Genomic DNA, 12,828 nt, shown 5'->3' with positions numbered 1-12,828 from the left:
GAATTTACTAAAAATGAAGAAGACGAAGCTAATCAGCTCAGTTGTGACATGTCTTTTAGGCTTGGCGATCATCTCGGGATGCAATTCTCAATCCGCAGAAAAGACCAATTCTAATGAAGGAAGAACACAAATCGAAAGCCCGTCGAGTACTGAAATTGAAACCATTAAAGTGGAGAATTCCGTTGATGTTCAAGTAGAGGAAGTAATAGAAGGAGAACTCAAAGAATCCGACAGGTTGCTGGCGGAGGTATTTGCTAACACGGATGTGAGTATTTACGGCAAAACTACCGGGACCGTCTCACAAATCCTAGTGAAAAAAGGGGACACAGTCAAAAAAGGGCAAGTCATCGGAAAGCTGGATCAAACCGAAGCGCAATTGAAACTACGTCAAGCTGAGGCGGCATTAGCAGTCGCCAACGCAAATCTAGAGCATTCCAACAAAATGGGGACGTCCAGTCAATTGGCAAACAGTCATCTGAAGCAGGCGGAGCAAACCTTTGCGAATGCAAATCGTACGATTGCACAAGGATTGACGCTGGCGAAAGCAAATTACGATCGCGCTAAAAAGCTGTTTGAAGAGAAAGCATTGTCCAAAAGTGAGCTTGACAATGCAGAAAACGCATATCTGCAAGCAAAAAATCAGTATCAAAGCCAGCTAGATCAGGCACAAATCGCTTTAATTAATGCTCGGACGCAAGTGAATACAGCCGATAAAAATGGACGAGTCACGCAAGCAAATGTTCAACAAGGAAAGGTTGAAGTGGATATTTCCAGAAATGCGTTGGAAAACACACTGATCAAATCAACAGTAGACGGCATTGTCACCGATATACAAGTCCAAGAAGGTGATACGATTAACCCGCAAAAGCCTGTTGCAACGGTAATTAACCTTGACCCGATGATTGTGAAGGTGAATGTGTCAGAAAAAGCGTTGGCAAGCTTCCAAAAAGGAATACAACTAGATTTGCAGGTTCCATCTCAAAATATCAAGGTCAAAGGTAGTATTACCTACGTGGGACTAAAGGCCTCTGACCAATCTAAGCTTTTCCCTGTGGAAATAGAAGTGCCAAATCCAAAAGGTACGCTACTTCCTGGAATGAAGGCGGTTGTGTCTTCAATCAAAGGACAAGCAGGCATTCTCATACCGACAGATGCCATCCTTGAGCGAAATGGGAAATCGGTTGCCTACGTCGTGAATGGTGAAAGAGTAGCTGAGAAGGAAATCTCGATCGCTTCAAAAGGAACTGAGAAGACGCTTATCGGCTCTGGAGTGAAATCAGGAGACAAGGTAGTTATCAAAGGACAATCACAATTAAAAGATGGCGCAAAAATTCGCATTGTTCCCTAAGTAATATCGAGGAGGATACCTATGCAAAAGATGTACGCTTCCCAGAACCGATGGCTACTCTCTGCAAAAATGACAGCAGAGGCAGAAGTGCTATTATTTTGCTTTCACTATGCTGGTGGTCATGCTGGTATTTATCGGGATTGGCAAAAAAAGCTGCCCGTTCAGATTGGCGTTTGTCCTGTGCAGCTACCAGGGAGAAGTAATCGCTTTTTAGAGCCTTGCTACACGGATTTGTCTGTAATGATTCGTGATCTGGCAGAAGCGCTACTTCCCTATCTGAATCGACCGTTTGCCTTTTTTGGACATAGCATGGGAACGCTGGTCAGCTTTGAGCTGGCCAGATATTTACGCAAACATTACGACCTCAAGCCGCAGCACCTGTTTGCATCCGGATACCATGCCCCGCATCTGCCAGATCCGGGTGAAGCCATCCATCATCTCCCAGATCATGAGTTTCTGGAGGGCGTACGAACGATGAATGGCACGCCAAAGGAAGTTTTTGAGGACAAGGAGATTCTGAACATGCTTCTCCCTACGCTTCGGGCTGATTTCACGATATGCGAGACGTATCGCTATCAAGACGATCAACCGCTGGAGTTCGGACTGACGGCCATTGGCGGTTGGCAGGACCCGGATTTTTCCGTAACCCATCTCGAAGCCTGGAGAGATCACACGAACGCTTCTTTTCAAACGCACATACTAGAAGGGGACCATTTTTTCATCCATTCTCAACAGGACCAAGTCCTTACTATTGTCGGGTCAACTCTTCAAAATTATCTTGCTGGGTACAGGGGGATAGGATGATGACAGGAAAAGCAACGCGAGAGGGGACACAGCGCCTAGCACAGGCCAATACCCATCTTTTCTATAAGCAATTTGGTAGCTTCGATGTGTGGATCAGTCAGGTTGGATTCGGAACGTACCGGATTGATGAACAAGATGAGCAGTACCAGCAAGCTCTCCGTAAGGCACTGCTCGAAGGAATCAATCTAATAGACACGAGTAGTATGTATACAAATGGTAGCGCTGAGAAAGTCATCGGTCATGTGCTGAAGCAGCTGATAAGTGAAGAAAAAATAAAGCGGGAAGAGCTTGTAATCGTGTCCAAGGCTGGTATCGTCCAAGGCGAGGATTCCGAAGAGACGACGAAGAGGACAGCGGAAGGCAAACCGTATCAAGACTTCACAACGGTACATGATGGAATGTCGATATGTATCCACCCAGAATACCTTCAAGACCAGCTGACACGCAGTCTGCAGCGCCTGCAGGTGGACACGATTGATTGCCTCATGCTGCACAATCCAGAGTGGTATTTGCTATGGGCAAAGATGAAAAAGATCAAACAACAGGAAGCGTATGATGAATTATTAGAGCGAATGGAGAAGGCTTTTCGACATCTGGAGAAAGAAGTAGAATCAGGCCGGATTCAATGCTATGGAGTCAGTGCCAATTCGTTTGTCAGCAATGTCAAGGAATTTGATTTTGTTGCGCTGGATACCCTTTGGGAGATTGCAGAAAAGATTACGCCGAATCACCATTTTCGCGTCATACAGTTTCCAATGAACATGTACGAATCCGGTGCCATGCTGGAAAAAAGCCATGCGCAAGGCAAGAGTGCCTTGTTATTTGCCAAGGAAAAAGGACTTGGTGTAATGACCAACCGGACGCTAGATGTGACAGCGAAGGAAAAAATCTTCCGCCTGACGAACTTCCAACTAGATCAGAGCACAGTCATTGACGAAAAAGAAGCCATTCGTCAAATCAAGGATTGTCTGAATCGTGTAGATGATGTAGAGGATCAGATCGTCTATCGTGTCTTGCCATTACTTAAAATGGAGAAAGAAGATGTGAAAGAGCTGAAGAAAAAAATATCATCTGGAGCTACACTCCGCAAATACTGGAAAAAGCTATACTCTACCACAAATGTGCAAAATGTGAGAAGCTTCTTGTTTGAGCCGGTCATCGAAGATATTCGCAATACGATTAAAAAACATGAGGGCTTGGACGACCAGACGCAGCAATGGCTGGATACCTACAAGGCAACTCTCATGGAGACAGCTGAAGCTTTGAAGAACTACTACGCCCCCAAAGACTACCAGCGTTCACTGGATATCTCGAAAGAGGTGACGAGGGTGAAACCGCATTTGATGACAACAGATAACCTCAGCCAAGCTGCGATTAGAACGATGCGCGCCACTCCAGAGGTACACAGCGTCCTCGTAGGGATGAGACGTGAGCATTATGTAGATGATGTACTCATGGAATTGAAGAGACCTTTGGATACGATCATGCAAGAAGAGGACTGGCATACAATGACCCAAACCCTTAAAGCGGTTATTGGCTAAAAACACTCCCCAAATAGTAAAACCACCTGATGAAATCGTGTGACAACAACGATTTCATCAAGTGGTTATTTTTCATACTTTCGGTTATTTCCACTTGCTGATGATATGCTCACGATCAAACACCTTAATACTTATCTGGAACATGATCAGGGCAACCACCGCACAAATCGTGACCATTCCCAAATAGATTACCGGATTGCTCATCATGGAGAGGAAGATGACCTGACTGACAGCAAGTCCGATGATCGGCAGAACCAGTATGGCACCAAATTGTTGGGCTGCTGCGACATTGTCAACTTTGGAGGAAACAATGACGCTCATGGATACGCTGATGATCGAAATAAATGGGACGAGCAGGAGCATCGCGAGAATAAATACGATGGAAAAATACTCGCTAGCATTGTCAAAGGTTGCAAAGATGAACCCTAGAAAGATTAGCTGGACCACCCAGGTCAGAGCGATGGAAGGCAAGGAGTAAGCTAGGACCTTACCAAGCAAAAACTCCTTGGTGGAAATCGGGGTGACCAGTACGCTTTCTAATGTTCCTGTCATTTTTTCCATGATGATGCTCGTCGTGGCAAATGTTAAGGGGATCATCGCCGGTACGATCAGGAACAAGAGGAAATAGAAGCGGGCAATGGCAATATGACCATCTTCACCTGCCATGTTAAGGAGGGGATTAGTCAATTTCATTAGATTAAGGATGAACTCCATCTTACCGTTTTGGGCAAATACAGTTGTGATCAGAGCTACAACCAATATTACGAATGGTGCAGCAAGATTCGTAATCAATACGGAACGGGCTGCGAAAAGCTCTTTCCATTCCCGGATAATAACAAATCCCGGCATCCTAGATCGCCTCCTTTTCTTGATTCAACAAGCTGAGATAGGAGTCCTCCAGTGACACGGAGATGGGGGCTATGTAATTGACGGTAATATCCGCTGCGACCAGCTTTTTGATCAGCTGTGGGTTCGAGGTCTTTGGATTGGCTACCCTCAGATGGAACTGATCTTCGGTGCGCTGATACGTCTCCACTTCCTCGGAGGCTTTAATAATCTGTTCTGACTTTTGTGAATCCGATCCTACATCAAGAAGCACATTGTAGGTGGTCCACTCTTCGCGGAACTTCTGTGGGGTAGTTAAACGAATCACCTCACCCTTAATGATGGCGAATTCATGACATAACTCATCAATTTCTGCCAGGATATGTGAACAAAAGATGATCGTTTTTCCAGCGGCAGCCCACTCCCGAATCAGATCTTTCAGCTTCCGAGTGCTGACAGGATCGAGATTGGCTGTGACCTCGTCTAAGAAAAGCACTTCTGGATCGTGTAAAATCGCGCAAACAATCGAAAGTTTTTGTTTCATTCCTTTAGACAATCTGCCAGCAGGATCGTTTCTTCTGTCCCACAAATCGAACTGGCGAAGCAAATACTCGATGCGTGAAGCACGCTTGGCTTTGGGAATCTGGTAGCAGGAGGCGAAGAATTCCAGGTTGTCCAACAGAGAAAGCTTGTCATACACCCCGGGAGATTCTGTTACACAACCAATTTTTTTGCGAATCTCTTCTTTATTCTTGCTGATTTGATGACCGAGGATGGTGACTTCTCCTGACGTAGGCTCAATGAGGCAGGAAAGGATTCGGAGGGAGGTTGTTTTTCCAGCTCCATTAGGCCCAAGTAGACCAAAAATAGTACCTTTGGGAATCGAGAGGGAAATGCCATCGAGAACTTTTTTGTCTCCGAACGACTTTTTGAGATCCTTAATTACGATTGCAGGCTCCATAAAAAAATCTCCTTTTCTAGACTTTTCTGTGACTCCGATTGAGTGTACAACTTCCATATTAACTTTTTTATCCAATTCAGAATATTGAATGTTTGTAAATATATTGAGTTCATTACAAAAATGGGCAGAAACAACTGGAGATTGAGAAGGAAATTCCTTGTGGCAATTTCATATCAGAGTGATATGTCATGTTGAACGAAGTGCAGCATTGAAAATGGAAGTTGTCAAAGATTGTCATTTTTTACCAGCTCTGTACTTACCTCCTTTCATCCCTTAAAAACCAGCAGAGTATTGCCTTTTGGCATTCTTTACTCTAATTGTTGGGAACCAAAAAATAAAAAAATTTACATACAACCACTTGCAGAAAACCATATTTTTGAGTTATATGTAAAATCATGTAACAAAAAGTAAAATTGTGGAACCACTTCCATCTAAAACAATTTTCAATCGAAGTCAACTTTTTGTCAACGAAATTATGAGAAATGCTGGTGATGTTTTTTTGAGAATATTATTCCTAACAACATTCATGAGCAAAGAAAACAAGATTGTGCAGTACTTGGAATCAAGAAACCATGAAGTCATCGTGTGCGAGAAAAAATGGGAGCAACAACAAGCTGAATATTTTGAACAAATCGACTATATTGTCAGTTACGCGTACGGCTATATTCTGAGTAAGGATATCGTTTCCCGTTTCAAAGGGCGCATTATCAATCTACATACATCCCTCTTGCCCTGGAACAAGGGGAGAGATCCTGTTTTCTGGAGTATTTGGGATGAGACACCAAAAGGGGTTACGCTCCACCTCATAGACGAGAACATAGATACAGGCGATATCCTTATTCAAGAAGAGATTGCTTTTGATGACGCAGATACACTGATCGATTGTTACAACAAAGCGAATCAGGTGATTGAAGACCTGTTCATCCGAGAGTGGGAGAATATTGTAAGTGGGCGGATCACACCATTTCCGCAACCATCTGGTGGAACGATTCACTACAAAAAAGACCGAGATTTCTACAAAAACCTGAACATGACCACCGTAAAAGAGCTGCTGGCATTAAAGCGTTTTTGTGGAGAACGAACACAAGTAGAGATGCAGAGTGATAAAACCTACCATCAGTTGTTTGAACGACAAGTAGATATGTCACCGGACAGTCTAGCAGCTGTATGGCAAGACCAGTCCCTGACATACAAAGAGCTTAATGAGCGAGCCAATCAGTTAGCCCATAATCTTTGTGCCAAAGGAGTTAAGCCTGACGATTTTGTGGCGCTCATGATGGATAGATCACTAGACATGCTGGTTAGTATTCTCGCCGTTCTAAAGGCCGGAGCAGCATATCTCCCTATCGATCTGGATTATCCGGATGAACGAATTGCTTATATGCTACACGACAGTAGCGCACCCGTTTTATTGACACAGACTTCCCTTATTGAGAAGGCGAAAAGTATTTGCGAAGTAGAAGTGATCGACGTGTGTGACTCTGGTAGCTTTAGCGACAGAAAAGAAAATCTACCGCGCGTCAATCGATCAACAGATCTCGTCTATGTCATGTATACATCGGGATCGACAGGTTTGGCCAAGGGCGTGATGATCGAGCATCGCAACTTGGTAAATTTTTGCGAATGGCATCGCCAGTACTTTGAAGTGAGCGCTGAAGACAAAGCCCTTGTCTATTCCAGTTTTTCATTTGATGGGTCTGTATTGGAAATGTTCCCCTATCTACTCACGGGCGCTTCGTTACACATCGTGCCAACTACACTGAAGTATGATCTGATTGCCTTGAATGATTATTGCAACCAAGAAGGCATTACGATCAGCTTTTTTCCGACGGGAGCAGCTGAACAGTTCATGCAAATGGATAATCGTTCTTTTCGAGCGATGCTCACAGGCGGGGATGTGCTAAAAAAGGTTGATCGGCACGGTGCATACAAGCTGTACAACTTGTATGGACCAACAGAGTGCACGATTGTTGCTACTATTTTTGAGGTGGACAAGCAATACCAGAGCATTCCGATTGGCAAGCCTATCGCTCATACCTACATCTTCATTTTGGACGAAAAGCTGGCATTACAACCGATTGGGGTAGTGGGCGAGGTATTTATCCTCGGTGAAGGGCTGGGACGAGGATATGTGAACCGACCAGATTTGACCGCAGAGAAATACATCATTCATCCACAGACGGGCCAGCGCATGTACCGCACGGGAGACAGAGCACGCTGGTTGCCTGACGGGAACATCGAGTTTTTGGGCCGCCTCGATAATTTGGTAAAAATTCGCGGATATCGGATCGAGCCAGGAGAAATTGAACCTTTCCTCATGAATCATCCAATGGTCGAAATGGCAACGGTTATCGCCAAAGAACGGGAGGATGGCCGCAAATACTTAGTTAGCTATTACGTTGCTCCTGATGAAATCCCTTTTCACGAGCTGAGGGAATGGCTCGGAAATGATCTTCCTGATTACATGATCCCGACGCACTTTGTTCACATGGAGACTTTACCGCTCACCACGAATGGAAAGGTAGACAAGCGGGCATTGCCAGATGTACAGGGAGATGAGGAGCTGCTGAGGGAAGATTATGTCGCGCCCACTGATGAGCTTGAACAACAATTGGCTCAGGTGTGGAGCAACGTGCTAGGAAATTTGCAGGTGGGAATCGACGACCATTTTCTTGAAAGCGGTGGGGACTCGATCAAGGCCATGCAGCTCATTTCCCAGTTCAAGAATATCCGATTCGATTTGAGATATGACCAGCTTTTTAAGCATCCAACGATTCGCCAATTGAAACGTTTGTTCACAGAGCAAGAGCAAACGAACATACAACCATTGCAGGAGCTGATCGTGCAACAGGAATACGAAACATCCGCGGTGGAGAAACGAATGTACATCATCCAGCAGCAGGATGTCGAGTCGATCGCATACAATGTGACATTCACGGTTGACTTTCCCCAATCCGTAGATGTGGAGCATATCCAGACGGCCTTGCAGCAGCTGGTGATGCGCCACGAAGGATTACGAAGCACGTATCACATGCATCATGACGAAATCGTAAAACGAATTGTCCCGTGGTCCGAACTATCATTAGTCCGTCAAACGGGTGCAGAAGAGGTGCTACACAGCCTACTTGCAGAGCACATCAAGCCATTCGATTTGGCAAAAGCGCCATTGCTCCGGGCTGGAATCATTGAAACTTCTGACAAACAGGTTCTCTGGCTCGACTCCCATCACATCCTCATGGATGGCTTATCCAAGTCGATTTTGTTGCGAGAATTACAGACTTTACTCGAACGACAGCAGCTTCTCCCTTTAAAGAATACCTATAAGTCGTTTGCACGATGGCAAAATGACTGGCATTCAAGCGAGGAATACAAACAGCAAGCTGCTTACTGGAAAACCCTTCTAGAGGGCGAGCTTCCTGTTGTCCAACTTCCTACACGAAAACGTCCGCCGCAACTGACATTTGATGGGGCTACGATCACGTATCGCGCAAACAAAGAACTCACTAGAAAGCTCAAAACGACAGCAACAAAACATGATGTAACCCTCTATATGCTGATGCTCACCATTGTAGCTGTATGGCTATCCAAAATGAATAACGACAGCAAGCAAGTCATACTAGGTACCGTAACAGATGGAAGACAGCATCCAGATACGCGAGAGATACTTGGGATGTTCGTTAATACGTTGCCACTTCTACTCTCGATTGAGCATGAAGAAAGCTTTTTACATAACCTGCAACAGGTAAAGCAAGAGCTTTTGGCTGCTTTGCAAAACCAGTACGTTCCCTTTGATAAAATTCTCGAGGGCTCTGGCGCCAAACGCGACGGGAATCGTCATTCCTTGTTTGATGTGATGTTCATGATGCAAAGCTCACCAGAGACAGGGGTGGAAAACCAAACGCATCATATCAACAACAGGATTAGCAAGTTCGACCTGACACTAGAAGCAGTGGAGCGGGAGAACGAGCTGCACATTGTTTTTGAATACAACACACTGTTGTTTGATGAACGCATGATCCACCGTATGATTGCACAGTTTGAACATCTCCTTTTGCAAGCTGTTCACGGTTTGGAGGAGCAAGTTAAAACGTTTGGACTAATGACCCAAGCACAGCGCCTCGATTTGTTTCTAGGGGTAAACGATACATCCAAAACATACCCCGACAAATTGATCATGCAGTTGTTAGAAGAATGGGCTACTGCTACACCTGACAAGAGCGCATTGGTACTCCGCGAACAGTGCATGACGTATCGAGAGCTGAACGAACGAGCAAATCAACTGGCACATACCCTCCGTACAAAAGGGGTGAAACCAGACGATCTAGTGATGCTTATAACGGAACGATCCTTCGAGATGATAGTGGCAATTTTCGCCGTGTTGAAAGCAGGTGGAGCCTATCTGCCGATCGATCCGAACAGTCCAACTGACCGAATTTCCTACATTTTCACAGATAGCGGCGCCAAGATGGTGGTAGCACAGTCTCGTTTCGTTGAAAAAGCAAGCTTTACAGCGGATGTTATTGATTTGAACAGCGAGAGTAGCTTTTCCCCAGATACAAGCAATCTACCGCTGGTTAACAAACCGGATGACCTTGCGTATGTTATGTACACATCTGGCTCAACCGGGAAGCCAAAAGGCGTGATGATTGAACACGAGGCTCTGCTCAATGTACTCCATGCCATGCAAGACGAATATCCGCTTATGTGTGAAGATGCATTCCTGCTGAAGACGACCTACATTTTTGATATCTCTGTAGCGGAAATTTTCGGGTGGATTCCTGGTAATGGCAGATTGGTAATTCTCGAGCCAGAGGCAGAAAAGAGTCCCGAAGAAATATGGCAAGCGGTAGTCCAAGAAGGAATAACTCACATCAATTTTGTGCCATCCATGTTGAATCCGTTCGTCGAATATCTGGAAGGGCGAAACGACGCCAACCAATTGCGTTACATCCTTGCTTGCGGGGAAGCGATGCCAGATGATCTCGTGCCAAAAGTATTTGAAGTACTGCCGGAGGTGAAATTGGAAAACATCTACGGGCCAACAGAAGCGACTATATATACTTCCCGCTATTCGCTCGCAAAAGACTCACTGGAGAATCCTGTTCCCATCGGAAAGCCACTGCCCAACTATCGCATGCATATCGTCAATCAGTACGGACAATTGCAGCCAATAGGAGTACCGGGCGAACTATGTATTGCCGGAATTAGCTTGGCGAGAGGATATTTGAATAACGAAGAGCTGACAGCGGAAAAATTTGTTGCCCATCCATTAGAGGCTGGTAAGCGTATCTATCGCACAGGCGACCTGGCACGCTATCGTGAGGATGGCAATATCGAGTATCTCGGACGCATGGACCATCAGGTAAAAATTCGTGGATACCGCATCGAGTTGGATGAAATTCGTAGCAAACTGATCCAGGAAGAGTCCATTTATGATGCGGTGGTTATGGCCCGAACCGACGAGAACAATCAGGCATACTTGTGCGCCTATCTGCTTTCCGCGAAGGAATGGACAATCAGTCAATTACGCGACCTGCTTCGCAATGAATTGCCAGAATATATGGTACCTGCCCACTTCGTTCACTTGAAGGAGTTTCCGCTTACATCCAACGGTAAGCTGGATCGCAAGGCCCTGCCTGAACCAGATGGAAGTGTGAGAAGCGAAGTGGAATACGTAGAACCGCGCTCTGAAATGGAAGAGATTCTTGCCGGAATTTGGGGAGAAGTACTAGGCATCGAGAGGGTAGGGATTCAAGACAGCTTTTTCGAGCTTGGTGGAGATTCGATCAAGAGTTTGCAGATCGCGTCTCGTCTGCAACGGATGAATCTCATGATGGAAGTCAATCACCTATTTAAATATCCGACGATCGAACGAATTGCACCGTTTGTCATTTCCGAGAGGATCACTATTGATCAGGGATTGGTAACAGGGCCTGTCTTACTTACACCAATCCAGGACTACTTCTTTGAACGGATTACAACAAGTAGACATCACTGGAATCAAGCAATGATGCTTTTCAGCCAAGAGGGCTTCCATAGCGAACTACTGATGGAGTCTCTAACTGCGCTTGTGCTTCATCATGATGCCCTGCGCATGAGTTTTACCGAATCGGATGAGGGATTTGTCCAGTTTAATCGGGGCGATGATGGTAATCTGTTCGAATTCCATGTGTTTGATTTTACAGAAGAGCTGGACGCTCGAAACAAAGTGGAAGAAGAAGCAAACCGCTTGCAAGCCAGTATGAATTTACAGGAGGGACCGCTGGTTCAAGTAGCGCTCTTCAAGACAAGAGTAGGTGACCATCTGCTTTTTGCGATTCACCATCTGGTTGTTGACGGTGTTTCCTGGCGCATTATTCTGGAAGACTTCCGAATCGCCTATCAACAAGTAGCCTCAGGTAATCCAATTGCTTTACCGGAAAAAACACATTCTTATCAAAAATGGGCGAAAGAGCTAAAAAACGTAGCCAATAGCAAGAAGCTTGTAAACGAACTAGCTTATTGGAAAAAAGTCGAATCCATTCCGACCCGTCCGTTGCCAAAAGATCAGGAGACCATTTACCAGACCGAAATGGAGACGATAACAGCTTCGGTTCGTTTCTCCAAAATGGAGACTGAAAAATTACTGCGCCATACAAATCACGCCTACCAAACAGAAACGCAAGAGATCCTGTTGACTGCCTTGGGAATGGCGATGCAGGAATGGACAGGGGCAAACGATGTTAGGGTCTTTTTGGAAGGACATGGACGTGAAGAGATTGTCAAAGGCTTGAATGTCTCCCGGACGGTAGGTTGGTTCACTTCCCTTTTCCCAGTAATCCTGCCTGCTACCAAATCGGGCCAATTGGCGGAGCAGATCAAGCAGGTCAAAGAAATGATGCGCGCTATTCCTAATAAAGGAATCGGGTATTCCATCTTAAAGCATCTCACAGAGACAGAGCACAAACGAGACATCCATTTCACACACCAGCCCGAGGTTGTGTTCAATTATTTGGGACAGTACGATGCCGATCTGGACAATGATCTATTCACGCCATCGAATCTACCAGAGGGTAGAGTGCTAGGACCTCATACCGAACGCATGCATCCGTTAGATATCTATGCCAAGATTATCGGTGGAGAGCTGGTTATCTCTATGAATTACAATCGCCATGAGTATCACAAAACGACGATAGACAGGCTCATGGGACTCTATCAAATTCATTTGAACGCTATTATTGTACATTGTATACAAAAGAAAGATTCTGAGTTAACACCGAGTGATTTTGTGGACAAGAAGCTCTCTCTGGAAGAACTCGATGACATTATGGACTTGATAGGCGATTTGTAAGTAAATGTAGCTCAGGAGG

6 protein-coding genes are annotated in these 12,828 nt (G+C 45.3%); 4 read left to right on the top strand and 2 right to left on the bottom strand.

The features are described 5' to 3' along the window. Nucleotides 1-13 precede the first annotated feature (13 nt). The 3 genes from HP399_RS15920 to HP399_RS15910 are packed head-to-tail and all read left to right on the top strand — an operon-like array spanning nt 14 to nt 3,693. Nucleotides 14-1,348 carry an efflux RND transporter periplasmic adaptor subunit gene (locus HP399_RS15920; RefSeq protein ID WP_173617528.1) on the top strand — a complete coding sequence of 445 codons (1,335 nt, stop codon included), beginning with the start codon at nt 14-16 and terminating at the stop codon, nt 1,346-1,348. 21 nt (nt 1,349-1,369) lie between these two features. Further along, complete coding sequence (gene lgrE, locus HP399_RS15915; RefSeq protein ID WP_173617527.1) at nt 1,370-2,152, top strand: linear gramicidin aldoreductase LgrE; 783 nt, start codon at nt 1,370-1,372, stop codon at nt 2,150-2,152. Further along, a complete protein-coding gene (locus HP399_RS15910; protein WP_173617526.1) occupies nt 2,149-3,693 on the top strand; it encodes an aldo/keto reductase in 1,545 nt (514 codons plus the stop codon). Before lgrE ends, HP399_RS15910 begins: the two co-directional genes overlap by 4 nt. An 84-nt stretch (nt 3,694-3,777) precedes the next feature. Here HP399_RS15910 and HP399_RS15905 read toward each other — a convergent pair whose 3' ends face one another. Then, nucleotides 3,778-4,542 carry an ABC transporter permease gene (locus tag HP399_RS15905; RefSeq protein WP_173617525.1) on the bottom strand — a complete coding sequence of 255 codons (765 nt, stop codon included), beginning with the start codon at nt 4,540-4,542 and terminating at the stop codon, nt 3,778-3,780. A 1-nt stretch (nt 4,543) separates the two neighbouring features. Beyond that, a complete protein-coding gene (locus tag HP399_RS15900; RefSeq protein WP_173617524.1) occupies nt 4,544-5,479 on the bottom strand; it encodes an ABC transporter ATP-binding protein in 936 nt (311 codons plus the stop codon). A gap of 499 nt (nt 5,480-5,978) precedes the next feature. Between HP399_RS15900 and HP399_RS15895 the strand changes: the two genes are divergently transcribed. After that, nucleotides 5,979-12,809: a non-ribosomal peptide synthetase gene (locus HP399_RS15895; protein ID WP_173617523.1), complete on the top strand. Its 6,831-nt coding sequence runs from the start codon at nt 5,979-5,981 to the stop codon at nt 12,807-12,809. The last annotated feature ends 19 nt before the right edge of the window (nt 12,810-12,828 follow it).

This window comes from Brevibacillus sp. DP1.3A, from assembly GCF_013284245.2.
Lineage (GTDB): Bacteria > Bacillota > Bacilli > Brevibacillales > Brevibacillaceae > Brevibacillus.
This window is presented reverse-complemented; position numbering and strand designations above follow the sequence as displayed.